At 34.8% G+C, this 25295-nt stretch carries 26 protein-coding genes; all 26 read left to right on the top strand.

Going from position 1 to position 25295, the window contains the following annotated elements; translation table 11 throughout:
- The first annotated feature begins 92 nt into the window (after nt 1-92).
- The 26 genes from ISU00_RS07995 to ISU00_RS07870 all read left to right on the top strand — a co-directional run bounded on the left by ISU00_RS07995 (nt 93) and on the right by ISU00_RS07870 (nt 25290).
- Nucleotides 93-389: a hypothetical protein gene (locus tag ISU00_RS07995; protein ID WP_228853534.1), complete on the top strand. Its 297-nt coding sequence runs from the start codon at nt 93-95 to the stop codon at nt 387-389.
- A 322-nt stretch (nt 390-711) separates the two neighbouring features.
- On the top strand, nt 712-1134 hold the full coding sequence (locus tag ISU00_RS07990) for a DUF695 domain-containing protein (protein ID WP_228853533.1): 423 nt from the start codon (nt 712-714) through the stop codon (nt 1132-1134).
- 215 nt (nt 1135-1349) lie between these two features.
- A complete protein-coding gene (locus ISU00_RS07985) occupies nt 1350-2888 on the top strand; it encodes an amidase family protein (RefSeq protein WP_228853532.1) in 1539 nt (512 codons plus the stop codon).
- Between the two features lie 142 nt (nt 2889-3030).
- Nucleotides 3031-3486, top strand: coding sequence for a YybH family protein (locus ISU00_RS07980; protein ID WP_062052783.1), 456 nt, complete (start codon nt 3031-3033; stop codon nt 3484-3486).
- 252 nt (nt 3487-3738) lie between these two features.
- Complete coding sequence (locus tag ISU00_RS07975) at nt 3739-4503, top strand: hypothetical protein (RefSeq protein ID WP_228853531.1); 765 nt, start codon at nt 3739-3741, stop codon at nt 4501-4503.
- Complete coding sequence (locus ISU00_RS07970; protein ID WP_228853530.1) at nt 4500-5282, top strand: DUF6090 family protein; 783 nt, start codon at nt 4500-4502, stop codon at nt 5280-5282. The genes ISU00_RS07975 and ISU00_RS07970 overlap by 4 nt, the downstream gene beginning before the upstream one ends.
- Nucleotides 5283-5367: 85 nt before the next feature.
- A complete protein-coding gene (locus tag ISU00_RS07965; RefSeq protein ID WP_228853529.1) occupies nt 5368-6120 on the top strand; it encodes a DUF6090 family protein in 753 nt (250 codons plus the stop codon).
- 255 nt (nt 6121-6375) lie between these two features.
- Nucleotides 6376-7713, top strand: a complete 1338-nt coding sequence (locus ISU00_RS07960; protein WP_228853528.1) for a serine hydrolase domain-containing protein — start codon at nt 6376-6378, stop codon at nt 7711-7713.
- Between the two features lie 81 nt (nt 7714-7794).
- Nucleotides 7795-8280, top strand: coding sequence for an aminotransferase (locus ISU00_RS07955; protein ID WP_228853527.1), 486 nt, complete (start codon nt 7795-7797; stop codon nt 8278-8280).
- Between the two features lie 222 nt (nt 8281-8502).
- A complete protein-coding gene (locus tag ISU00_RS07950; RefSeq protein WP_228853526.1) occupies nt 8503-9555 on the top strand; it encodes a ligand-binding sensor domain-containing protein in 1053 nt (350 codons plus the stop codon).
- 170 nt (nt 9556-9725) lie between these two features.
- The gene (locus tag ISU00_RS07945; RefSeq protein ID WP_228853525.1) at nt 9726-10379 is read left to right on the top strand and encodes a DinB family protein; all 654 of its coding nucleotides are present in this window, start codon (nt 9726-9728) and stop codon (nt 10377-10379) included.
- Nucleotides 10380-10472: 93 nt separating this feature from the next.
- Nucleotides 10473-11162 (top strand): hypothetical protein, encoded by a 690-nt coding sequence (locus ISU00_RS07940; RefSeq protein ID WP_228853524.1) that lies wholly within the window; start codon nt 10473-10475, stop codon nt 11160-11162.
- Nucleotides 11163-11385: 223 nt separating this feature from the next.
- Complete coding sequence (locus tag ISU00_RS07935; protein WP_228853523.1) at nt 11386-13149, top strand: amidohydrolase; 1764 nt, start codon at nt 11386-11388, stop codon at nt 13147-13149.
- A 165-nt stretch (nt 13150-13314) separates the two neighbouring features.
- Nucleotides 13315-14049 carry a hypothetical protein gene (locus ISU00_RS07930; protein WP_228853522.1) on the top strand — a complete coding sequence of 245 codons (735 nt, stop codon included), beginning with the start codon at nt 13315-13317 and terminating at the stop codon, nt 14047-14049.
- A gap of 161 nt (nt 14050-14210) precedes the next feature.
- On the top strand, nt 14211-14969 hold the full coding sequence (locus tag ISU00_RS07925; protein WP_228853521.1) for a hypothetical protein: 759 nt from the start codon (nt 14211-14213) through the stop codon (nt 14967-14969).
- 101 nt (nt 14970-15070) lie between these two features.
- Nucleotides 15071-15805: a DUF6090 family protein gene (locus tag ISU00_RS07920; RefSeq protein ID WP_228853520.1), complete on the top strand. Its 735-nt coding sequence runs from the start codon at nt 15071-15073 to the stop codon at nt 15803-15805.
- A gap of 369 nt (nt 15806-16174) precedes the next feature.
- A complete protein-coding gene (locus ISU00_RS07915; RefSeq protein WP_228853519.1) occupies nt 16175-16900 on the top strand; it encodes a DUF6090 family protein in 726 nt (241 codons plus the stop codon).
- A gap of 149 nt (nt 16901-17049) precedes the next feature.
- Nucleotides 17050-18006 (top strand): amidohydrolase family protein, encoded by a 957-nt coding sequence (locus ISU00_RS07910; RefSeq protein ID WP_228853518.1) that lies wholly within the window; start codon nt 17050-17052, stop codon nt 18004-18006.
- 272 nt (nt 18007-18278) lie between these two features.
- Nucleotides 18279-18929, top strand: coding sequence for a hypothetical protein (locus tag ISU00_RS07905; RefSeq protein ID WP_228853517.1), 651 nt, complete (start codon nt 18279-18281; stop codon nt 18927-18929).
- 185 nt (nt 18930-19114) lie between these two features.
- The gene (locus ISU00_RS07900; RefSeq protein ID WP_228853516.1) at nt 19115-19951 is read left to right on the top strand and encodes a TolB family protein; all 837 of its coding nucleotides are present in this window, start codon (nt 19115-19117) and stop codon (nt 19949-19951) included.
- Nucleotides 19952-20031: 80 nt separating this feature from the next.
- Nucleotides 20032-20838: a hypothetical protein gene (locus ISU00_RS07895; protein ID WP_228853515.1), complete on the top strand. Its 807-nt coding sequence runs from the start codon at nt 20032-20034 to the stop codon at nt 20836-20838.
- A gap of 106 nt (nt 20839-20944) precedes the next feature.
- Nucleotides 20945-21766 carry a DUF6090 family protein gene (locus tag ISU00_RS07890; RefSeq protein ID WP_228853514.1) on the top strand — a complete coding sequence of 274 codons (822 nt, stop codon included), beginning with the start codon at nt 20945-20947 and terminating at the stop codon, nt 21764-21766.
- Between the two features lie 182 nt (nt 21767-21948).
- A complete protein-coding gene (locus tag ISU00_RS07885; RefSeq protein WP_228853513.1) occupies nt 21949-22758 on the top strand; it encodes a peroxiredoxin family protein in 810 nt (269 codons plus the stop codon).
- 223 nt (nt 22759-22981) lie between these two features.
- Nucleotides 22982-23743 carry a DUF6090 family protein gene (locus tag ISU00_RS07880; protein ID WP_228853512.1) on the top strand — a complete coding sequence of 254 codons (762 nt, stop codon included), beginning with the start codon at nt 22982-22984 and terminating at the stop codon, nt 23741-23743.
- Nucleotides 23736-24509, top strand: a complete 774-nt coding sequence (locus ISU00_RS07875) for a DUF6090 family protein (RefSeq protein ID WP_228853511.1) — start codon at nt 23736-23738, stop codon at nt 24507-24509. Before ISU00_RS07880 ends, ISU00_RS07875 begins: the two co-directional genes overlap by 8 nt.
- A complete protein-coding gene (locus tag ISU00_RS07870) occupies nt 24502-25290 on the top strand; it encodes a DUF6090 family protein (protein ID WP_228853510.1) in 789 nt (262 codons plus the stop codon). Before ISU00_RS07875 ends, ISU00_RS07870 begins: the two co-directional genes overlap by 8 nt.
- The last annotated feature ends 5 nt before the right edge of the window (nt 25291-25295 follow it).

The raw sequence follows: 25295 nt of genomic DNA, 5'->3' as shown, positions 1-25295 counted from the left end.
CACACTCAATCCTAAAAATGCCTATCTTTAATGAAACGCTATGCCTATATAAACCCGTCAACGGGGCATAGCCTTAACCGTTGGCAATAATTATGAAAATGACTAAAAGCACCACAAATATTCTACTGCTGATTAATGTAATCTTGATTATCCTAATGCTTGTTGCAAATGAATTTTGGACTGAATTAGGACTTACAAATGCTGAGAATATTTATTATGCTTTAGTTGGAATTTTAATATTTGGAATAAGTATTGGAGGAATTTTTGTTGGATATAAAGAGTTCAAGGAAAAAAAGAAATTGACTCTGATTGGAATAATAGGGAACACTATTCTGACCATACTATTTTTATTTGCTTTTTTATACGTTGCAATAACATTGGATATTTAATTGATGCATAAATAAAAAAACTATTGCCAACATTGGCTAAATGTAATACGGCGTTGCAACAAAGGATAACCAGTTTAACCAATATCCCCGCCAAATCTTAGATTTGACGGTTTATTTTTTTAATTTAAAACCTTAAACCAAAGCCTTGGCTCGTTGCGTACGGGTTGAAAACTTACGCTTTCAAAACCCCGCACTACACTTAGCCGACGCGTTGTGTGTAATGCCGAAAATCGAAATGAATAAGAAACTTAGAAATTATTTGACTTTACTATTTCTGACTTTTACAATCGTTTCTTTCAGCCAAACTAAAACGACCAAAGAAATGGAATGGTTAACAACCAAAACTGAACATGAAGGACTTCCACTATACTTGAGACTTCCGAATTATAAGAACATTTGGCAGTATAGATCAAAATACCCTAAACTGATTTGCATTACGCACGAATTTGAAAGTGTAAAAGATAACGGATTACCAACAGCAGAATACAATGAATCTTTGATTGATTTTGACGGAGAAGCTGTAAATCTTTTTGATCCAAAAAAAGGCGGAATTATTTTTTTAGTGGAAACTTATGGCGGAGCACGAAACTATTGGTACTACATAGTTGATTCAAAATTCTTTTTTAAAAAATTCCATGAGTTAAAAGATAAACATTCGGACAAAAATCTCGAATTGAATTACCGAAATGACCCTGAATGGAATTTTATTAAAGATTATCCAATAAAACTATATGAACCTGAATAAAAAACACTACACACAACATTGGCTAAATGTAATACGGCATCCGTATTAGACGGTATTTTTAACCACTATCCCCGCCAAATCTTAGATTTGACGGTTTAATTCACTAATTTAAAACCTTAAATCAAAGCCTTGGCTCGTTTCGTACGGTTTGAAAACTTTCGCTTTCAAAACCCCGTACTACACTTAGCCGACGCGTTATAGCCAATAAAACCACCATGAAAAATCACTGTTTAATAATCTTTGCCATTGTATTATCTGGAATATTGGGGTGTCAAAAAAATCAAGAACCAACTCCAATAGACTTGAATGAACTAACTATTAAGCATATTCATAAAGCATTTCTGGAGGGGAAATATAATAGTCAACAGTTGGTTAAGGCTTATCTAGAAAGAATTGAAAGTCTTGATTCAAATATTAATTCCATTACTGCAATAAACCCTGAGGCATTGACAATCGCTGAGGAACTTGATGACGAATTTCAACGTAACAACGTTCTTCGTCCACTTCATGGAATCCCGGTGATTGTTAAAGATAATATCAATACAAAAGGTCTTAGAACAACTGCCGGAGCACTTGCACTTCAAAATTTCACACCTGAAAATGATGCTTTCATTATTTCAAAATTGGTGGAAGCCGGAGCTATAATTTTAGCCAAATCGAACATGGCTGAGTGGGCGTTTACTCCATGGGGATCGTTTAGCTCAACAAATGGGGATACCTTCAATCCGTACAATATTGAATTTTCACCAGGGGGTTCAAGCGGCGGAACAGGTGCTTCCATTGCTGCTAATTTTGGGGTTATAGGTTTGGGGACAGACACGGGCAACTCAATAAGAGGCCCCTCTTCTCACGCTTCAATTGTAGGAATCAGACCAACTATGGGATTAGTTAGTAGATCAGGAATTATTCCATGTAATCTGTCTAACGATATGGCAGGTCCGATGTGCAGAACTGTTGAAGATGCAACGCTAGTTTTAGAAATTATTGCCGGAAATGATGGTGAGGATCCTTTGACCGAAAATTCAAATAATAAAATACCTCCGAACTATAGTCAATTCCTGGAAGAAGATGGGCTAAGGGGAGCTAGGATTGGTATTCTACGTGAAATCGGTAATCCTGATTCTGATATTTTGGATCTTTTTGACAAAGCAATACAGGATATGAATCTCATGGGCGCTATAATTATTGATTCTGTAAGCATTCCCAATTTCTTTCAATTAAAAGAGAATTTGTGGTGTGATGAATTCGGGTCTCACCTTGAAACATTTCTTAGAGATTATGTTAAAAATGATACCATACAAACTATTGAAGATATTGTTCGGATTGGTACAAAATCAAATTTCACAGCCGGGAGATTGGAAAACTCAGCGAATAGCTCTATAACCGATTGTTTAGATGTATTTTCTGATCAAAGGAGAGTTGATTTTCGTACCGCCATTGAAAGCCATATGGAAGAATTGAAATTGGATGTTTTAGTTTATCCTACATGGAATATTAAACCCTACAGAATGGATTCAATTGTGGAAAAATATATAGGTGATAATTCAAGTGTAATTTCACCACATACAGGTCAGCCTGCTATTACAGTACCGATGGGTTTTATTAAGGAAGGTTTACCTTCTGGGATAGAGTTTTTAGGTCGGATGTATTCAGAACCTACACTTATAAAACTTGCTTACTCCTATGAACAAGGAACAATGCATAGAAGGATGCCAAATTTGGACAAGGCTATAACAAAAGATAAAATGCATTAAAACGCATTTTATCAAGTCGTTGTGCTTCATTATAATCAACCAAATCATGTTTTGGAGCCATTTAATAACAATAAGCCGAGAGCTTTTAACTTACATTGAGAAAGAATTCGAATAGTTTTAATAAACCACAAAATTTTTCAACATGAAAACAAAACTACTTACACTTTTAACTTTTTTTTCCCTCTTATCAATAACTTTAACCCATGCGCAAGAAAGCAGCTTAGGAAAAGACGTTAGGGAAGTGCTTGATCAATACGGGAGTGCTGTGGGCAGTAAATCATTCTCAAAGATGGCAGACTGCTTCCACGACGATGCGATGATCCTACCGGAGGGGAAACCAATTGTTAAAGGCCGTAAAGAAATCATAGAAAGTTTCAAATGGTTTGAATCCCTTGACTTTGCTGAACAGTTCATCATTGAAGAAGTAATCACGGCAGGTGAATATAGTATCGCCCGAACTAGAAATATAGGAAGCTGGAAAGATCCAAAGACGGCTGAAAGTGGAAACTTTGAAGTGAAAGGATTGCTGATATTAAAACCCGATCAAAATGGGGATTTAAAGATTTACAGGTATATGTTCAATAATAATGGAAAATAAGTATTCCTGCCATAAATGTAATAGGATACATTACTAGTTTAAGGTAAAAACGAAATAATATGTAAAGTATGTAATAATGAATTTTAAAAATAACGAAAGCACAACATTGTGTATAAGCAATAGCGGTTTGAGTGCCAACTCGAACTGTTTTTGTGTAAAATAAAGTTTATTGTAAACCGAAAAGCAGTTGCGTTAAATCCGCTACTGCTCATACACGAGACCGTTGTGCGTCATTATCAGAAACGCTAACCAATGATAAAATTCTTTAGAAAAATCAGGCAAAACCTACTCTCTGAAAATAAATTCAGTAAGTATCTAATTTATGCTATTGGCGAAATACTTCTTGTTGTAATCGGTATCATCATCGCTGTACAAATCGGTAACTGGAACCAGAGTGTTCAAGATAAGGAGCTGCTTAGAATTTCTTTGGATAACCTTCGCGAAGACCTTGAGTTACAAAAGGAGATCATAGATGGGCAATTAGCTAATGAATCCGAAATGATTGCCAAGGCAGATAGTATTTTAATGTTAATGCAAAAACCAATTCCCTCTCCTTCGGATATAGCACCTTTATTATTTGAACTTACAACTCGTCGTACCTTTATTGCAAATAAAGCAACCTTCAACAATCTGGAATCAACGGGTAATATTGTACTCATTAAAGACAAAGAGCTTAAGAATGAACTCATTAGATACTATCAACAGTTAGATTATCTTACGGCAGTAATCACGAATAACAATTTATTTCTAATCGACAACATTTATGGTGTTTTCGTGTCAAACAATGGGATGAAATTTGGACAAAACCCGGATGGTAGTATTCGGCAGGATTATTCAATTACTCCTGAACTTCGATTTACCATCAATAGCCAAGTATCAAGTCGTAAGGAGTTTTCAGAAGCTATTAAGGGTTTTACCGAATTACAGTTAGAATTAACCGTTGAAATGATCAATCTAATCAATGAAAAACTTGGGGATAGACCTGAGATAGATACAACCTTATCAACAAAAAGATGATAAAATTCTTTCGTAAAATCAGGCAAAAACTTCTAACTGAAGACAAATTCAGCAAATACCTTATTTATGCCATTGGTGAAATTATTCTGGTTGTTATTGGGATATTAATTGCACTGCAAATCAATAACTGGAATGAAAGCAGAAAGGACTTTGCAAAATCCAAAAACTATTTATCGGAAATTAGGAAGGATTTAGTAGGGGATACCATTGCATTCAATCGATCCATTAAAAGTATTTCCGCAAGTATTGATGTAGGGGAATGGGCTCTCAATAGAATTCACGATAATACGAGTCCTATAGACAGTCTTTGGATGAGTTTTGATGGAACTTATTGGGATACTTCCGTAAATGACCGAACCTTTCAAAGGGTTCAGAATGTGGGAGATTCAAAATTTACAGGCTTTGAAAGTATTACAGATGAAATTAACAATTATTACGGCATAACTAAAAGAAGGGTTGAATACAAAACGTCATGGGATGAAAAAGAAGTGTCTGAAAATCAATCCTATATGCGCGACTTAGAAAAGTATATAGAGATAGATGAGTATCGCATGAATATGGATGGTGCCGGAACTCTTGAAAAAACATTTTCAATACGGCAAGATTCTTTGGAACATGTGAGAATGATGATTGAATTTGCGAATTCTACAAGAGGAAGAAATCACTTCAAAAATAACTACGTCCGTCATTCAAGACTTCTAAATATATTTAAAGAAGTTAAGGAAACGGCAGCTGAGCTTATTATAAAAATTAATAAAGAATTAGAACAAATGGAATAATAACCAAAGCACAACAATTTGTATTAACCATTAAAACGGTTCATACACGAGATCGTTGTGCTTAATTATCAGAAACCACTAAGCAATGCTAAAATTCTTTAGTAGTATTAGGTATAACCTTATGAGCGAAAACAAAACAGGTAAATATTTAAAATATGCCGTCGGAGAAATTATTCTAGTGGTAATTGGAATTTTGATTGCCTTACAAATTAATAATTGGAATGAACAGAGGAAAATAAATGAGCTGGAAGTTAAAGCATTGAAAGAGATTGTTTCAGACCTGCAAGATGATTTAGTCTCTCTTGAGAATGATATCGCACTTAACCTTAGAGGTTTAAAAAGCGCAGCCATAATCCGCGATGCACTAGACAGCAATCAGACTTATCGTGACACTCTTGCCTTTCATTTTGCACAGCAAGATTTCAATACAACATACACCCTCAAAACAAGCGGTTATGATAACCTCAGAAACCTGGGTTTTCAAATTATATCGAATGACAGCGTTCGAAAATCCATTACGGATCTGTATGCCTCTGAATATTCCTTTTTAAAAGAAAGGGAAGAACTCGCTGAGCAGAAAACTTATGAATATTTTAGTCCCCGTTACATTCCTTATTTCAAGAGTATTAAATCCATTGATGGGACGCGTGCCAGATTACCTTATTATGTACCAAGGGATTTTGAAGCCTTGAAAACCGACCTTGAATTTAACATTCTTCTAGAGTACATCGTTCTTGTGAAGGAAGATAATCTCTATTCGCTTAACTATACTATATCCAAATTGAAAATAACATTGTCTTTGATCAATGATTACCTGAAATCGTTATCATCTGAATAAAAAAACACCATGCTTCTTTAGACGTAGATAGAAGACGCCCAAAGAACAAATATTGCTTTGATGATTGCTATAAATGTCGATTATGAATTCCTTAATTAATGATAGCTAAAGCACAACACCGTGTAAAATGCATGCCTTTGGCATATTCAAAAAATCTCTAACTTCTACCCTATTAATATTTTGTGTAATGCAACCTGTCGCGAAAGACGGCTGGCACCTTACACAAAACCGTTGTATTTTATAAAATAGAACTAAATGAAGTCTGCTATCCAAATATTTATTTTATTGATATTGTGTTCTTGCACACAAAATCAAAAAACTGTTGAAAGTAATTTTAATGATCAAGGTTTTCCTGAAAGTGACTATATCGATTTTTCACTGGAAAAATCTAAAAAGGTACATCAAAGATTTAATGATGAAAACTGGGATGATTTTGAGTCCTGGGCGTTGCAAGGTGATGCTTCCAGATATATTTATCTTCATTTTTCTGAGTTTTGGCCACATACAATTATAAAAGCTGGTCAATACAAAAAATGTCTGCCGATTCATCTTCGCGAAGATGTAGCTCAATTTAAATTTGCATTGGATAAGAAAGACTTCATCTTTAAAAATTACATAAATAACTCACCAACAAACGGGGCAATTGTAATACATAAAGGGAATATTATTTTTGAATCCTATCCACGGATGCTTCCAGATGATAAACATACTTATATGTCAATTTCAAAAATATTGGTATCTCTTTCCGTCGGAATATTAATTGATCAGGGGAAAATTAATACAGAAAACCCTGTGGAAGTATATATACCTAAGTTAAAGGGAAGTCATGCAGGAAAAATTAAAGTCATTGATTTTCTAGACATGAGTTCTGGTCTCGATTGTGTTCCAAGTGAATCACATGGTGGTGATTGTTTTAAAAAATCGCTTCTTGTATGGGGGTGGCCAATTACTTCAATGGCCTTAGAAAATCCACTTGAATATTTTGCTGAAATTACATCACACAGACCGGCGGGCGAAGTTTTTGAATATGCCGACATTAATCCCCTTATCCTATCTGCATTAATTGAAGAAGTAAGCGGTCAAAAGTATTCAAACTTTATTGAGCAAGAGATCTGGAAAAAATCTGGAGCTATGTCTGACGCAGTAATAATGAATGCAGCATTTGGCCGATCAGCGTCACCTCTTGGATTTAGTTCTACTTTGAGAGATTTAGCCCGTCTAGGGATGCTCTACACACCCTCAGGCAGAAGAAATAATAATCCTGTTGTTTCTACCAGACATCTTGAGGCAATTCAAATGAAAGGACGACCAAAATTATTATTAGAAACTAAAAGTACTGACTGGTTTACCGATAAGGATTCAAATACTAAAAACTTACTAAACGGAGAGCCTATTAAACATGAGACATACCAATGGGAATTTGTTATGGAAGATGGCGATTTTTGGAAAGCAGGTTTTGGAGGGTCTGGATTATATGTTTCTCCCAAAAAGGATTTAGTTATTGCATATTTCGGAAGTAAAGACGAAAATAACAATGAAAACAAACTACCTTTAATATCAAGGATGATAGCCAAATCTGATTTATTTAACTAGTTAAAACAAACTACAACAATAGATAAAATGAATTAAAACTCATTTTATCAAAAGCGTTATGCGTCATAATAAAACAACTCTATGAAAATAGTTTCAAGTTCTGGAAAGGGAAATTTTAAATTAATTGAGAAAAATAGTGAAATCTGTGAATTGGTTTATACCAATTGGTTTTTAGAAAAAGCTAAATCGGTTCTCAACGGAAACAAAATCGAAATCAAACCAAAGAATATTTGGACAAGCAAAGTTGACATTTACAAGAATGACACTAACATTGGAGATATAACTTTTAACCTAAAAGGTCAGATGATTATTCGATTAGAAAAATCAAATGGAATGGAATGCAATTATGTGTTGAAAAATAAGGCGAAATGGAAGCTGAAATTTGAAGTTTATAACGAATCCGAAACACTTCAGTTTTCACTAAATTCAGTTAATAATTGGAGTAAACTGAATTATGACTATGATATTGAAATTGCAGATTTCAATTCAGAATTTGACATTAAAGAGCTCTTGGTTTATTGTGGTTATGCAGCAAACTTATATTTAGCAATAATTAGTGCAGTTTGATAAAACAAAAAATTACTAAACCTAACAATGGCTATAAGTAATTGCTTGTTCTCGTCTACTTCTGAAAATTGCTAACGCACAGTTCGCACTGCGTGCTCGTGTCTCGCGGATGTTCAGTTTGGTGTGTAATTGCATGGTTAAGAGCTAAACCACGCAACTACTCATAGCCGGAGCCGTTGGCTGTAACTCAAGGACGATGGAAAAATCATTAAACAGATGAAAGTGAAATTGAACATATTTATTTTTTTCAACGCATTGGTTTTATTGACATCTTGTAGTGGACAGACCTCAAATAAACAAGTAAAGACTGAAAACATTGTTAAGGGTGATGCTGTATCGGTACTTGGAAATAGCGTGATGGTAATTTTTCAAGACAGTAAGAACGATTATTGGTTTGGTAGTTGGGAAACTGGAGTATATAAATACGATGGAAAAGCAATAGTCAATTACACAACAAAACACGGTTTGTTAAACAACAGAATAGATGAAATAAAAGAAGATAAATTTGGCAACATTTATTTTTCCAGCGCAAATGCAACTTCAGAAATATCAAAGTTTAACAGAAAGACATTTACAACTTTGAAGGCAGTTCCCAGTGAGGACTGGAAACTTGATTCCGCAGATATATGGTTTAAATACTCTTATGAAAATACGGGGAAAGTATATCGTTATGATGGTACTACTTTATTTGAATTGCAGTTGCCAAATCCACCAAACTTCTCAAACCCTTTTGCTGTTTACAGTATCTACAAAGACAAAGAAGATAATATTTGGTTTGGAACCAACCCTGTAGGAGTTTGCCGATATGACGGAAAATCGTTTCAATGGATAACAGAAGAAGATGTAACAGAGTTTCGCAACGAAGGAGCAAACGGAGTGCGTTCCATTACAGAAGACAAAACTGGCGACTTTTGGTTTAATACCGAATATCGGTATAGCGTTTACGACAGCACTGCATTAAAAAGCAATAAGTTTTACACACGACATAAAAGCATCGGTGGTTTAGATGGAAAAAAGGACAGCAATTTAGACGAATATCTATCAACAGTAAGAGATGACAATAACAATTTGTGGTTTGTGACTTATCTTGATGGTGTTTGGAAATATGATGGAACAAAAATTACACATTATCCAATTCAAGAGAAATCCAAACAGATTGCTTTATTCAGCATATATAAAGACAAAAACGGAGAACTTTGGCTTGGGACTCACGAAAATGGAGTATATAAATTCAACGGTAAAACATTTGAGAAATTTAATAAATTACGAATATAAAAAGAGCTACCGCTAACAATGGCTATAAACAATTGGGGCAAAATTGATAAAACGAAAGTATAAACATAAACTAAAGGTCGGTACTAAACTGAAAAGTTTGGGCATAAAATCCCCAACTGTTCATAGCCGGAGCCGTTAGCGAGTATCAATAAAAGCATAATTAAACAAATATGAATGAAATAGAAAAATCATCGAGACGATCATTTATAGGAAAAACTGTAGCATTATCATCTGCTTTGGCTTTAACCAGTTTTGCGTTTAAGCCATGGGATCAAGACGATTCGATTGAAGAAGGTTTATATATGATTGGACCAAGAAAAGGTTACACGCCTTTAATTGGAACTTTAGTTTCCATGTTAGAAAACATGACCACTCAAGTAAAGCAAACCATCCAGAATCTTACAATCGAAGAGCTTGACCACCAGTTCGATGAAAATGCCAATACAATTGGTGCCCTAATCTTACATATTACTTCAAGTGAAAAATTTCATCAAATAGGAACACTGGAAAATCGACCTTTGAATGAAGAAGAACTTAAATTTTGGTATGCAGCAAGAAACCTGAGCGACCCATCCAGCAAAACCATAAAAGGAAATAAGATTGAATATTATTTACAAATAATGGATGAAGTAAGGAAAGATTCTTTAGCTGGTCTCAAAGAAAAAGATGATACATGGTTACTTTCACTTGACGAGACCATTTCGACACCAGAAACACCAATAAACAAATTTTGGCGCTGGTTTCACGCTTGCGAACACATGTCCAATCACAACGGTCAAATTAAGTTCTTAAAATCCAGGCTACATTTAAATAAAAAAGAATGACATCTCCCTAACCCTGTACGTGAAATCATAACGGCCTATCGGCTGGCTATGCTTCATATACTCATCGTTGTGCTTCATTACAACCCATAATCAATGAAAAAGTTATTTCTATTCATTCTGATTTTCAATTTACTGCTGTCATGTAGTTCAGATGTGAATCCCTATTTTGGTTATAAGTCTAGTGGATATAAAAAAAAGCTTTCAAAAGCAACATGGCGTTCATATAATACTGAGCAAAAATCGGGAGAATGGATTAAGAAAGATTTAGATTGGATATACATTGTTAGTTTTAATAAGTCAGGAAATATAATTGAAGCCAGTACTTATGACGAAAACAGCAAACTAAAATCGATGCAAAAAATGGTATATCATAAAGATGATCAAGTCAAGTCGAGTTTTTATGAATCAGATGGTAACGTTACTGGAGAAATAACTTTTGAACTGGAGACTGATGATAGATATAACTTTAAAGATGGTGATAAGGGAGATACTTTAAGCGGTTATGTTATTTTTTCAAATAATTATGAAAAAGATTCCAAATTAACCCACCAGCACTACAAATTCGTTGGAGATCGCTCTTTATTAGAGTACGAATCTATAACTGAAGGGAAACCTCGTTATCAGAAGTATTATGATCAAGACCATGAATTAGTTTATGTAACACGAAGCGAATTTCTTGAATTTAACAAACATGGCGATTGGGTAAAGGCAATGCGTTATGACGAAGGGGAGGGTGATCTACAAGTACATTTAATTATTAGAGAATTTGATTATGTCGATTAAAAAAACGAAAGTACAACATTGGCTAAATGTAATACGGCTTAACCAAAAAAGATAATCCCTTTAACCAATATCCCCGCCAGATCTTAGATTTGACGGTTTATTTCAGTAATTTAAAACCTTAAACCAAAGCCTTGGCTCGTTGCGTACGGGTTGAAAACTAATACTTTCAAAACCCCGCACTACACTTAGCCGAGCCGTTGGCAACAATTAAAAAATAAATAAGATGAAAAACGCTTTTGGATTTTTATTTAGTATAAGTCTACTGCTAATAGCATGTAACAATAAACCTCAGGGAGGTAAGGCGGAAGCAGCAGCGGAGCCATACCAAATGCAACAAACCATTTACTATAATGGGGATATCATCACGATGGAAGGTGACGAGCCAAAATATGCAGAAGCTGTAGTTGTAAGAGAAGGTAAAATAATCTTTGTTGGGAGCAAGGAAGAAGCGTTGGAACAATTTGAAGGAAAAGCTAAAAAACATAACCTGAACGGAGATACCATGATGCCAGGATTCATCGAGCCACATCTTCATCCATCTATTGCGGCCACGGTTTTACCCAATGAGATAATTGCACCTTATGATTGGGTCTTACCCAATGAAACCAAAAAAGGTGTTTCAGGGCATGAAAATTATATTGGACGAATTACTGAATCAATTGACAATAACGCCACTGAAGAAGCAATTTTTTTTATTTGGGGATACCATCAACTCTGGCATGGGGAACTGAATAGGGAGATATTGAATAAAATTGCAGGCAATAAACCCGTAGGTATCATACACCGCTCCTTCCATGAAATTTTTGTGAACGATGCCGCCATTAAGATGATGGGCATAAAAGAAGAGGAATTTAAAGATAACCCACAAGTAGATTGGGAAAAGGGGCATTTCTTTGAAGGTGGCTGGATGGCTTTGGTTCCTAAAATAGGTCACTTGTTCTTTTCTAAGGATAAGTATTTAAATGGTTTAGAGCAAATGACCCAACTAATACTTAAAAATGGCATTACAACCATTGCCGAACCAGGTTTCCCGAGTTCCAATTTCGATTTGGAATACAATTATCTGAAATTAGAGATGGACAAAAACCCTCCATACGATATATATTTAATTCCAAATGGCACACAGTTGTATGGAATGAAAGGAAACAACAACGAAAATGCCAAGCAATATGCTGAAACATTAGCAGATAGTTTCAATACAAAAAACATAACTTTCTTACCCAAACAAATCAAACTCTTTTCAGATGGCGCTATTTACTCTCAATTAATGCAGATGAAGGAGGATTATACCGATGGTCATCACGGGGAGTGGATGACTCCATTAAATTTGCTTAAAGAACAAATAGCACTCTATTGGAATGATGATTATAAACTTCATATTCATGCAAATGGCGATTTAGGAATTCAAATGGTGGTTGACAATGTAGAAGAACTACAAGACCAACATCCTCGAGAAAATCATCAACTTACGCTTCATCATATGGGGTATTTTACGGATGAAATGGCAAAACAAATAGCCGAACTAGGAATAGAAGCTTCAGTAAACCCATACTATCTATGGGCCTTGGCAGATAAATATTCTGAAATAGGATTGGGAAAAGACAGAGGAGAAAATTTGGTAAGGATTAAATCTCTGGTCTCGCGAGGAGTTCCTGTTTCTTTTCATTCTGATTTTGCCATGGCACCGGTTGAGCCCCTCACTTTGGCATGGACTGCCATTAATCGAGTAACTTCAGAAGATAGTAAATTCTCACAAGATCAGCGTCTAAGTGTTTTTGAAGGCCTGCAGGGCATTACTATTGATGCCGCAAGAACGTTAAGTCTAGAAGACAGGATTGGTTCCATAAAAGAAGGCAAACAAGCGGACTTTGTCATCTTAGGAAAAAATCCTTTTAAGGTAAACCCTATGGAAATAAAAGATATTGAAGTAATAGGCGTGGTACATAAAGGACAATTTCATATCAACAAGGCTTCGAATTTAAAATAGCACCTTGAAAAAATAGTGGCTAACACCGTATAACGCCCATTACTTCGTGAATTCCTAATCGCGATCCACTCGCCAACCTAAGTCCCCTCATTTTACTATCTTAGTCTAAGACCAACGCATCGCTGCGATATACAAACCGTTGTAGCCAATTGAAAGCTTATTAATATGGAAAATAAACTAAATATAAATTTGTTTCCCAAAGCTCATTTTTGGCTATTGATTCCATTTGCCCTGACTATAGCCGGATTTTATCTCTCCTATTGGAGCAGATTTAGCGATGCTCCATGGCGCCAACATATACATGGATTATCAGCTACCGCTTGGTATATTTTGGTAGTCCTGCAGCCATGGTTAATTCATAACAAACCCTTAAAGTATCATAAAAAATTGGGGGTAATTGGTGTGTTCTTGGCTGGGGCTGTTGTGTTTTCAGCGTTTCAAGTTATCCCCTACCAAGTAGTAAATGATTTTTTGCCCAATGTATTGAAGTACGGATTTTCCTTTGGTGATATTTGCGCCCTTATAGGTTTCAGTATATGTGTAATTTTAGGTGTCTTGAATGCAAAAAAAACAAATGTCCATGCGAGATGGTTGATTTCAACAGTGTTTTGGATTTTATTACCAGCAACTGCAAGATTAGTTTATTTTCCATTGTTAGGTGCCTATGAGGGAAATCCGCCATTAAGCTATCTTCAAGTTGTACATTTATGTTGGTTTGTTACTACTCTTATTCCTCTTCTCTATTTAATTTATCTAGATCATAAAAAGGAAAAAAAAGTTTATAATTCTTACCTATTCACCCTAATTGGTGTATCGTTTTACACACTAGCTATTGGAATAGTGGGTAAATGGCAATGGTGGATAGATTTCTGTCATGCTGTAATTGGAAAAGGAATGTAAGGAACGTGGCTAAGACACCGTATAATTCCCATTGCTTTGTGGCTTCCTAATCGGAACCCATTCACCAACCAAAGTTCCCTCATTTTACTATATTAGTCTAAGGCCAACGCATCGCTAGGTTATACAAACCGTTGTGCTTCATTATAACCAACCATTGACAAATGATAAAATTCTTTAGAAAAATTAGACAAAAACTACTCCCTGAAAACAAATTCAGCAAGTATCTGGTCTATGCTATTGGGGAAATTGTGCTTGTAGTGATTGGAATTTTACTCGCTGTACAGATCAATTCATGGAATCAGGATCGAAAAGACGCGAAAACAGAACTAGATGTTTTGAAGAAGCTTAACACTAATATTCAAACCGATACTGCAACTTTTCATAAAGGAATATCACAAATCCAAAGCTCCCTTGATAAATTGAATATTATAGAGGATGAAATTAATAATGAAAAATTAGATCGATTTTCAATCAATATTATTAGACCAATGTTAGATGCTGTCAATATTAATTTAGAAACGACAACTTGGGAAAATCTGAAATCTACAGGAGAACTCAATCTAATAAAAAACGCTCAGCTGACTGATTCCATTCAAAACTACTATATTCAATTTAGTCTTAATTCCAGAGCCTGGACTGATGCCTATGTAGAATACAATAGAAATATTCTAGCCCCTAAATTTTTCGAATTGGATGACTTCTCAATGTTTGCACCATCTGACTCTATTGATCCTGACATTCAAAAGAAACAACCCTTTGCATATGGTCAAAGTATATTTTTCAGAAATTCTTTAAGATATAGAAAAGGCGCTTTACAAAGTCTTCTTATTGTCTTTAAAAAGGATTTATCAAGAGCTAAATCGGTACTCAAAATGCTAAATGAAGAGATAATAATAAAAAAAGCACAACTACGGCTATAGTTCATGTCCTTCGGAACACGAACCAAAGCTGATCCGTTGTGCTTTATTATTCAGGAACTTCAATTCATTAAATATCATATCTTTAATGAAACTCACCTCTGATGATCAAATTCTTCCGAAAATTTCGACAAAAATTACTGACTGAAAACAAATTCAGCAAGTATCTGGTCTATGCTATTGGGGAAATTGTGCTTGTTGTGATTGGAATTTTGATTGCACTATCAATTAATAATTGGAACCAAAAACGAATCAATTCCCTAAGTGAAAGCTTGTTGCTAAAAGAAATTAATACTGAATTTAAATTCAATAAAAAAGAGCTGGAAAGCACCATTATAACTTATACTCTTGTTCGAAACCATTGTAACTATTTAAGAAAGTCATTCCCTTTAGTCCAAAATGAAATAGATAAAGACTCCTTATCAAGAGCATTAGGTCAGCTACGAAACCTTGGTTCTGCAGATCTATCGATGGGATCGATTTCAACTTTAATCAATACATCATCTTTTGAAATTATTTCAAATACGGAACTTCGAACATTGCTAATTCAATGGGATGACTTGATATCTGATTATTTTGAAAGAGAGGAGCAAACAATAAATTATACCAGACATACCATAATTCCCTATTTGGCGAAAAGAATCCCACAGCCCTATATTAAAGGATTAGATGATGACCGCGTTGATTTATCATTTTTAAACTCAATAGAATTTGAGAATTTAATTAACGACCGACACCGAGATGTAAATACTTTGTTGAACGTTGTAGAAAATGAAGACGATGAAATTCGAAAAGCAATAAATAGAATAATATTTCTAAGTAACAGTGGCAAGGAATAATTTCGTTGTTTCAAATAGATTACGAAAGGCTAACACAGTATAACACCCATTGCTTAAGTTGAGCAAATTGATTAATTCTCGTACATTTATTTTAAATTACTTCCGATAAAACTCGGTAAGCAGCTCAGCCATCACGGCTGATTCGCACGCGGCTTACGCTGCTTCCCACGAAACACTACCGTGTTTTTGATTCGAAGCCAAGCTAGGCCGCCTACCGCAACGAGCCATCCACAAAACCGTTGTGCTTCATTATAAGAAACTAATAATCAATGAGATAATTGATTCCATATTTACATACTAAATCAAATGTCCTGTGGACATTTGGGCGAGATAGCCGCTTGCAGACTTAATAAATGCTTAAATTAGACCATGTTTAAGTTTTATAGACGAATCCACCACGACCTTATGGAGAAAAATAAAACTGGAAAGTATTTTAAATACGCAATCGGAGAAATTGTTCTTGTTGTTATAGGGATATTAATCGCGCTTCAAATTAATAATTGGAACGAACAAAGGAAATTCAACAGGGAAATTGCGGATGTGCTCATTGAGGTACGTAGCAATCTGATTAGCGATAGTCTAAACATTCATCAAACTTATATCGAAAGATTAGAGGACATAAATATTCAATCAACGGTAATCAATGCGTTAGAAAAGGGCAGTATTCCATACGACTCTTTAGAGTATGATCTTGGAAGAGTGCTGATTTATAGACGAATTGTTCTTATAGACAATGGTTATCAACTAATGAAAAAATTTGGATTGGAACGATTAAAAAATAAAGAACTCAGGAATAAATTGGTGAACTACTACACTACATCTATTAAAGAAATCAATGATGATACAGCAGACGATGAACACGAATTTTTTACTGTATACCTTCCCTATATTCGAAACCATTTTCTAGATTGGGAATGGAATGAACGAGGTATCCCTGCAGACTATGAAAATCTCAAGTCGGACCAATATTTTCTTACCTCCCTGAAACTAAACATTACTAACATAAAAGACACATCAAAAGCATTGGAGAGAGGTGCAAACAATATCAGGCAAATTCTTCCAATTCTTGACAAAACAATAGTGTCTTATAATTAATATATCGGCAAAACATTAAAATTCATGGGTTATGCCAAACTCAAGGAATGAAAAAACTTAATTAAAAGAACTAACAGAAGCATAACAATATATAACCGCAAATAAAAATGATGGTTATATGAAACCGTTATGGACATAACACTTTAATTATGAAAACACAAAAATTAATAACAGGGTTACTGGTTCTACAAGTCATTTCTTGTATTAGGCATGATCAAAAGGTTCAAACTACAATTAAGGAAAATGAATCACCAAATTATTCTGGCCCTATTATAGATATGCATTGTCATGCATTTGATCAAATATTTTTTGGAGGTAACGACTATTTAAATCCTTTAACAGGCAAAACATATAAAGCTTCTTCCACCGTAGATTCGTTAAGAATTGAAACCTTAGCTAAATATGAGGAACACAATGTTGTAAAAGCGATGGTTAGTGATGGCGAACTTTGGTTTGACTATGCTCCAGAAAAAATTATAATTGGGAATGACCATCATAATTCCATCGATGAGCTTCGGCAAAGGTTTAAGAGTGGAAAACTCAAAGTAATTGGTGAAGTAGCTCCCAATTATGATGGCATATTGCCAACAGGCGAAAGCCTAAACAAATATTTTGATTTAGCTGTAGAATTAGATATTCCCATTGGATATCATTTATTCCCCGGAGGTCCTCCTGGCGGTGCATATTTTGCATATCCTAAAACAAGGGCATTTCAAGGAAAGCCGCTACAGTTTGAAGAAATACTTTTTAATAGGCCTAATATCAAAATATATATCATGCATGCGGCATGGCCATATCTTGAAGATTTAAAAGCACTGATGTATGCGCACCCGCAAGTATATGTTGGCCTTGGTGTAATTGATTGGGTTTTACCAAGAAAAGAATTTCACCATTTCTTAAAAGGATTAGTGGATGCTGGCTTTGGCGAAAGGATTATGTTTGGAACCGATCAAATGATTTGGGTAGAAACAATTGATGATGCTATTGAGGCAGTTAATTCAGCTGATTTTCTAACATTAAAACAAAAGGAAGATATTTTTTATAATAACGCGGCAAAATTTCTAGGATTTACTGAAGAGGAAATCAAAACACATAAAAGTCAATAAATAATAGCCCATAACATTGGCTATAATTCATTGCTCTTAGGGTGGATGCTTAAGCTAAACTAGTGTAGCCTACCATCCATACAGGTTCCAACACCGAATTTCCGACTAATTTCTGCATAACACAGCATCAACGTCAAAGTACCGTGCTTTAAAATAATCAACCATTAAATAATGATACAATTCTTTAGCAAAATACGATACCATCTTATGCAGAAAAACAAAACAAAACAAGAAAGTATTTAAAATATGCAATTGGTGAAGTTATTCTTGTAATGATTGGAATTCTACTTGCATTACAGGTAAATAATTGGAATGAATTAAGAAAAACAAAAGAAAAGGAAAAAGTAATTCTAAAAGAAATCATTTCAGATTTAATCGTAAATGAAAATAATGCTCAAATCAGATTAATGCATACTTATGACATTGGACGTGATTCTATTATGAAAATTTTTACTCATGTGATAAACCATCTTGAAAATAAATTGCCTTATGACTCTATTTTATCGAGACATTTTGCCTTAATTCATCAATTACCCGGTCTTAACATAAAAACAAGTGGATATGAATCTTTGAAATCCTCAGGATTGGATATGATTCAAAATGATTCCTTAAGATCAAATATTGGAGAATATTATACTGTTACAATAGAATCTACAAAAGGAATATATACCGAGTTGAGGGATGATTTTTACAATTACATTTTAAAATTTCCTAGGACGATTTTCGTAACCAAAATGGACAAAAATCAGAGACGCATTCAAATTCCGACAAATTATGCGCAACTCTTGGAAAATGTTGAATATGTTGAGTCTCTAAAAATGTTCTCAGGAATTTATTTAATAAACTTGAATGAAACCAAGGAATATTTAAGTAAAACAAAGATTTTAAGAGAAAAAATGGAAGAATATATCGATCACAATTGATAAAATTACGAAAGCCCAATAATGGAAACGAACATTGCTTGCAATATGCAAACCAAAAATCATTACCTTTAACTTAGCTCGATTCCTAGTTCGAAATTCTTACCAATTTCCTCACAACCGAATTCCAGCCAAGCCGATGTTCTGCATAACCCAATATACTGCAATTGAGAATTTTACTTTCACTAATGCCCTTACTCTTTTTTCAAGAAATCCTTTATTCACAGAGAACACCGAGTGAAATAGCAATTTTCAACCTTGAGACCAAGGAATTGGTTAGGCTTACCCACAATGAATTTGCAGATGAAGAACCCGAATGGTCCCCGGATGGAAGTTTAATAGTCTTTGATTCAAATAGAGAAAGTTCTAACGATTTATATCAAATGAAGCCCAACGGAACCGAGGTTATCAGGCTCACTTTTGATAATGCTAAAGAAGATCATGGGGCTTGGTCGAGTGACGGCTCAAAATTATTATTCCAATATGATGCTGGCTCCAATACGGATGTTTGGGTGATGAATCGTGATGGAAAAAACAGGATTAGACTTACAGAAAATCCTTCCAGAGATGGTTGGGCAGATTGGTCGCCAGACGGATTAAAAGTGGTATTTTCCTCAGATAGAACAGGTAATCGCGAGATTTATCTAATGAATGCTGATGGCTCAAACGTTACACAACTCACATTTTCGAACACCGACAATACAGACCCAACTTTTTCTCCTGACGGAAATTGGATTGCGTTTAATTCAGAACGAGACGGAAATAGTGAGATTTATATAATGAAACCCGACGGTTCAAGACAAATGCGACTAACTCAAAATGCCTATTATGACGAACGTCCAGACTGGTCACCTGATGGTTTGAATATACTATTCTCCAGAAGAGCCAATGGTTACTATTCCCTTTGGGTAATAAATCTCGAGTCGAGTAAGGAATATAGAGTAACGCCACAAGATATTAAAGTAGGTAGAGCTCATTGGTCGCCAAATGGAAAGATGATTGTAACACAATATTATCCCGATTAACTCATCACAAGATATTATAAGCGGCATTAAAAGATCCGCTGCCAAATAACCTTTTTCCTTTATTATAACTAACCAAAATTATGATTAAGATTTTTAGAAGAATACGCCAAAACCTGGTTTCACAAGGCAAAACAGGAAGGTATATGAAATACGCTATTGGAGAAATTGCGCTTGTTGTAATAGGTATCTTAATTGCGTTACAACTTAATACCGCGAAAGAAAATTGGCAAAGAGAAAAATTAAGACAAGAGCTGTTAACCGAACTAAGATCAAGTATGATGGAAGATACCCTTTCCCTAAATAGAGAAAAAACTAGATTAAAATCGGCTTATATCAATGCCATGCTATTAAAAAAGATCATTAAAGAAGATTTGCCTTATACAGAAGCATTAGATTCCTCTTTGGCCAAAATTGTTGGAGTATCAATTGTTCCGGCAGACTATAGAATTTATGACAGACTTTTGGCCATTGGTATGGATATCATTGGTGATAAAGATTTAAGTATGGAAATTGTTCATTATTATGATGATTCCAAAAATTTGGAAAACAGCGGAGAGGCTGCAATTGACCTATTAAGGGATCGAATCTATCCTACCTATTTTATTAGTTATAGTCGAAATAAAGCGGTGCCGGAAAATTTTGAAAAGCTCAAAAAATCTAATGAATTCAAAATAGTACTAGACTATGCCTCTCAGGGTTCCTATGGTTTAATAGGGCGATCCGTTCACAGAAAAAATCTAGCCACAGCAATTCTAAAAATTTTAGATACCAAAATTACTACTGACAAGGATTTACTTAATAAAGAACCTTATATAAGAACCACTAAAATGGACTCAACTGATATGGCAAGAGAGTATGATAAAATAAAAGCAATACTTGATGAATAATGAAAGTAGTTAATTCAATCCAACTTTCCGAAAGCTAGTCATCGCAAATTTTCGCCTAATGATTCCACAGCCAAAACTTAGTACTTCATTATAACCAACCGAAACTATGATAAAGTTTTTTAGAAATATTAGATACAATCTTATGGAACAAAACAAAACTGGAAAATATTTAAAATATGCCATCGGCGAAATTGTTCTTGTTGTAATAGGCATTCTTATTGCGTTACAACTAAATAACGCAAATGAAAATTGGAAACGTGAAAAATTAAAACAAGAGTTTTTGATAGAACTAAAGTTAAAAATAATGGCTGATACGGTTTCATTAACCCTTGAAAAATCACGGTTAAAATCGGCTTATTTAAATGCCGAGTTGTTACAGCGGGTTGTAAAAGAAAATTTGCCATATACAAAATCATTAGACTCATCTTTAGCATTAATTTCATGGGTGTCTATTATTGAAGCGGACTATTTGGTATATGATAGACTGTTGAATATTGGTATTGAAATATTGGATGATAAAGACTTAATAAATGAAATTAGTCATTATTATGAAGATTCAAAAGTTTTTAAGGACCGAGGAGATCTTATTGAAAAGCTTTTAGACGAGAGAATTTATCCCAATTACTTCACAAGCTTAAGAGGAAGGAGAGCTGTGCCGGAGGATTTTGAGAAGCTTAGAAAAGCTAATGAATTTAAAATTGTTCTCGATCATTCGAGTAGAACTTCACGTTTCTTATTAAGAAGATCTATACACAGAAAAAATTTAGCCACAGAAATTCTTAAAATTTTAGACACCAAAATTACTTCTGACAAGAATTTAATTGACGATGAACCATATTTAAGGTCCGCACGAAAGGACTCGATTGATGTTGCTAACGAATTAGAAAAATTGGATATTGAAATTGAAAGATGGAAAAATGAAAATTGACGACTATAAAACATGGGAAATAATCCATTGCTCGAATCATGTTAAACTAAAACCATTAGATTCATTTGGCTCGATTGTTACTACGGAATTACTGACGCCAGTTCGCTCCGCTCGTGTCTACCGAATTTCTGAATGACAGAAACATAGCCAAACCCTTAGCTATAAATTGTTGCATATATTGAATGACTAACCATACCAATAATAAAAACACCATGCTAAAACCAAAAAATGTACTCAGCCGAATTTTAGTTCCTTTACTTATTGTTGTGATAATTCCGTGTAACGCACAGGAATCTACAGATAAAAACCATGAAATTCACCACCCCAAGCCAGACGCTTCTAAAAAGTATGTAACGGTGATGTCTTGGGAACACCAACGTGAGCTCTATCTCGAAAGGGGAATGTCTGAAGAAAAAGCAGATTCCTTGATCGCTAAGGGTCTGGCGTTCCTTTCAGTAATGGATCGCACTGCTGGTGATGACCGTATCGGTGTTGAGGCAACCCCGTTTAAGTTTGACGGATGGCTTAACTCAGAACCACTCACCCTGGAAAACCTCAAGGGGAAAGTTGTACTTGTTCGTTGGTTTACTGACACCTGTCCCTACTGCGCAAGTAGTGCTCCTGCGCTTCGGGAACTCTATAATGAATACAGTGACAAGGGACTAACTATAGTCGGTGTTTACCATCCAAAAGCAGGGAGGAATGACCCACTGGATGTACAGCGCGTAAAGAATGTAGTAGATGCTAGGCAGTTTAAGTTTCCCATAGCGATAGACTGGGATTGGAGGAATGGAACTCTAAAGGAATGGTGGCTAACAGGACCCGACCGGCCCGGAACTTCGGTGACGTTTATATTAGATAAATCTGGAGTAATCCAGTTCATCCATCCAGGGATGGAATACCATGACGACAACGGATCAGAGTTACACAAAATGTGTGCGAATGACATGGGTCGAATACGCGCAACAATCGAGCGGCTCATCGCTGAGTAACCAGGCAGAAGTGAATAGATGGCCTTTGCCACATTGTTTATAGGCATAGGAAACAATCGAGGGGCCTGATGCCTACATAAGCCAAAGACAAGAATCGCTAATCACAAAGATAGCCTATACGCAAGCAGCAAATTCGTGTATCGCAGTACAACAGTTAAGGCTGAAAATCATGGCCCGCGTGTAGCTGATTAAGGTTGTGGTTAATTTGATCAATCAATAACAAATGTTAAAATTCTTTAGAAAAATACGTTATAAATCAATGAGTCAAAATAAAACAGCAAAATATCTGAAATATGCCATTGGTGAAATATTCCTTGTGGTTATTGGTATCCTCATTGCGCTTCAAATTAATAACTGGAACGAGAGCAATAAAAATAAATCCATTGAAAAGGTTTATTTGAAAGAATTGCTGGAAGACTTTGAAATCAATCTTAAAAAATCCCAGAATACCATAGATAAAATTGCGGGAACTCTACCAAAACTTATAAGTCTTTTAGAACAATCTACCCTTGAAAAACCAACAATTTCTATAGACTCATTGAACAAGAATTTCAGCTTAATGAGTTCAATGCCTGCCTATATTAGTACCGACAGAACTTATAATAATTTAATTGGGTCAGGAGATTTCAAACTAATGACCAACGCAAGTCTAAAATCTAAAATTGCTGATTATTATAAGTACGTTGATCTTATTAAACTGGTGCAATCTACCCACGAAATGGACCTTGTAAATACTTTTCAGCCATACATCATAGAGTACTTAGATTACCAAGCCGTTCCGTGGTTACGAGTAGAGGATTATCCATTACCTCCAGCGGTTGATAAAAACAGAATCCTTAATGTTATTAAAGACCAAAAATTTAGAAATATTATAACCCTAAAAATCCACATCCTGGCCGACTTGTTAGATCTTAATAGAACTATTGAACAGATCAACGAAGGGGTTGTAGAACTTGTAAGGCAACAAATCGAAATTAATGATTAAATTCTTCCGCCAAATCCGTTTAAAATCTATGGAAAACAATAAGGCTTCTCGCTATTTTAAATATGCCATAGGCGAAATAATCCTTGTGGTTATTGGTATCCTCATCGCGCTTCAAATAAATAATTGGAGTCAAGAGCAAAAAGAAAACAAACAAGAGCGATTTATTCTTCAAAAGTTACAAAACGATATTCGTTCCGATGTAGTTCAAATAAAAAATCAAATTATAGTCAACGGAGATAATTTGTCAGATTTCAAAACGGCTGTAAACATTTTACTAAATAATGAAACTGGTGATTTCATTACGTTTAAAGCAAAATTCAGCAACATTTTAAACATCAGCGGATTTAATCAAAATGAAACTACATTCAATAATCTCATATCTACTGGCAAGATAGAATTAATAAAAAACCAAGTTCTATTAGATTCAATATTGTTGTATTACAATAAGAATTATGAAAGTTGGGACACAGCGATGAAGGATTATACTAGAAATATAATTGCACCGCAGTTACTCAATTATGATCACTTACCACAAACCGATTATAAAAGAGATGAAAGATTTTCGAATGAAGATTTTTCCAATTTTGATAAATCGAAATCAGACGTTTCGTTTAAATCATTAGATGATTATAGGAATAATGTCTTTGTAATAAACATATTGCTTCAAAAAATTTGGATTTTAGAAGGTCAAATAAATCATTTTTCGGAACTGCGGGACACTATGGATTCATTATTACTTCAAATTAAAAAAGAGTTGGATGATTAAATTCTTCCGCCAAATCCGTTTAAAATCTATGGAAAATAATAAGACCTCGCGCTATTTCAAATACGCAATTGGAGAAATAATCCTTGTAGTTATTGGTATCCTCCTTGCACTTCAGATCAACAATTGGAACGAAAACAGAAAAGAGCGAGTGCAGGAACAGGTTTTATTAGGCCAGTTAAAATCAGAATTTCAAAGTAATTTAGAACAGCTCGATCAAAAAATCCGTCTCCGTGACGATATGCTTGCTGCTTCGCTTCAACTTCTGGACTATTTCGATCATCCTGAAACCGCAAATCAAGACAGCTTAATTGCATTCCTATCGATTACACAGATGGTTCCTACGTTTGATCCCATCGTGAACGACTTAGCGAGTTCTGGACAAATGCAGTTGATAAAAAATCAAGTGCTCAAAGAGAAATTAGCACGTTGGACGAGCGAAATCGTTCAGGTTACGGAAGAAGAGATCTCTTGGGGCAACCTTAGCGCTAATCACTTTTTACCTTATTTGAACAATTTAATCCCTGGAAGAACAATCAATCATGCATTCTGGGAAAACCAAAAAATGAGTGCTTTTCATTTGGATGAAGGCAAGAAAACCACATTCAAGTTAGCGAAGTCAAAAACAAATTTTGATAGTGCCGTGGTATTGAACGATTATAGATTGGAAGGTTATATTGCTGATTGCGCTACCTTTTCAGAGATGATCAATAGCCAGTCCTATGCACTCAGAGAACGAATTCTAGAACTGTTGGATTTGATAGAAATTGAATTAGCACAATGATTAAA

It is taken from the genome of Aegicerativicinus sediminis (assembly GCF_015476115.1).
GTDB classification, from domain to species: domain Bacteria; phylum Bacteroidota; class Bacteroidia; order Flavobacteriales; family Flavobacteriaceae; genus Aegicerativicinus; species Aegicerativicinus sediminis.
Note: the sequence above shows the minus strand (reverse complement) of the source record. Positions and strands in the feature narration are given on the sequence as shown.

Bases quoted from the DNA above. Each gene is read 5' to 3' on its own strand.
- ISU00_RS07955 (WP_228853527.1), top strand. From the start codon at position 7,795: ATGAAAATAGTTTCAAGTTCTGGAAAGGGAAATTTTAAATTAATTGAG.
- ISU00_RS07945 (WP_228853525.1), top strand. From the start codon at position 9,726: ATGAATGAAATAGAAAAATCATCGAGACGATCATTTATAGGAAAAACT.
- ISU00_RS07970 (WP_228853530.1), top strand. From the start codon at position 4,500: ATGATAAAATTCTTTCGTAAAATCAGGCAAAAACTTCTAACTGAAGAC.
- ISU00_RS07960 (WP_228853528.1), top strand. From the start codon at position 6,376: ATGAAGTCTGCTATCCAAATATTTATTTTATTGATATTGTGTTCTTGC.
- ISU00_RS07965 (WP_228853529.1), top strand. From the start codon at position 5,368: ATGCTAAAATTCTTTAGTAGTATTAGGTATAACCTTATGAGCGAAAAC.
- ISU00_RS07900 (WP_228853516.1), top strand. From the start codon at position 19,115: ATGCCCTTACTCTTTTTTCAAGAAATCCTTTATTCACAGAGAACACCG.
- ISU00_RS07875 (WP_228853511.1), top strand. From the start codon at position 23,736: ATGATTAAATTCTTCCGCCAAATCCGTTTAAAATCTATGGAAAACAAT.
- ISU00_RS07895 (WP_228853515.1), top strand. From the start codon at position 20,032: ATGATTAAGATTTTTAGAAGAATACGCCAAAACCTGGTTTCACAAGGC.
- ISU00_RS07905 (WP_228853517.1), top strand. From the start codon at position 18,279: ATGATTGGAATTCTACTTGCATTACAGGTAAATAATTGGAATGAATTA.
- ISU00_RS07880 (WP_228853512.1), top strand. From the start codon at position 22,982: ATGTTAAAATTCTTTAGAAAAATACGTTATAAATCAATGAGTCAAAAT.
- ISU00_RS07995 (WP_228853534.1), top strand. From the start codon at position 93: ATGAAAATGACTAAAAGCACCACAAATATTCTACTGCTGATTAATGTA.
- ISU00_RS07935 (WP_228853523.1), top strand. From the start codon at position 11,386: ATGAAAAACGCTTTTGGATTTTTATTTAGTATAAGTCTACTGCTAATA.
- ISU00_RS07985 (WP_228853532.1), top strand. From the start codon at position 1,350: ATGAAAAATCACTGTTTAATAATCTTTGCCATTGTATTATCTGGAATA.
- ISU00_RS07980 (WP_062052783.1), top strand. From the start codon at position 3,031: ATGAAAACAAAACTACTTACACTTTTAACTTTTTTTTCCCTCTTATCA.
- ISU00_RS07915 (WP_228853519.1), top strand. From the start codon at position 16,175: ATGTTTAAGTTTTATAGACGAATCCACCACGACCTTATGGAGAAAAAT.
- ISU00_RS07910 (WP_228853518.1), top strand. From the start codon at position 17,050: ATGAAAACACAAAAATTAATAACAGGGTTACTGGTTCTACAAGTCATT.
- ISU00_RS07885 (WP_228853513.1), top strand. From the start codon at position 21,949: ATGACTAACCATACCAATAATAAAAACACCATGCTAAAACCAAAAAAT.
- ISU00_RS07940 (WP_228853524.1), top strand. From the start codon at position 10,473: ATGAAAAAGTTATTTCTATTCATTCTGATTTTCAATTTACTGCTGTCA.
- ISU00_RS07890 (WP_228853514.1), top strand. From the start codon at position 20,945: ATGATAAAGTTTTTTAGAAATATTAGATACAATCTTATGGAACAAAAC.
- ISU00_RS07990 (WP_228853533.1), top strand. From the start codon at position 712: ATGGAATGGTTAACAACCAAAACTGAACATGAAGGACTTCCACTATAC.
- ISU00_RS07975 (WP_228853531.1), top strand. From the start codon at position 3,739: ATGATAAAATTCTTTAGAAAAATCAGGCAAAACCTACTCTCTGAAAAT.
- ISU00_RS07920 (WP_228853520.1), top strand. From the start codon at position 15,071: ATGATCAAATTCTTCCGAAAATTTCGACAAAAATTACTGACTGAAAAC.
- ISU00_RS07870 (WP_228853510.1), top strand. From the start codon at position 24,502: ATGATTAAATTCTTCCGCCAAATCCGTTTAAAATCTATGGAAAATAAT.
- ISU00_RS07925 (WP_228853521.1), top strand. From the start codon at position 14,211: ATGATAAAATTCTTTAGAAAAATTAGACAAAAACTACTCCCTGAAAAC.
- ISU00_RS07930 (WP_228853522.1), top strand. From the start codon at position 13,315: ATGGAAAATAAACTAAATATAAATTTGTTTCCCAAAGCTCATTTTTGG.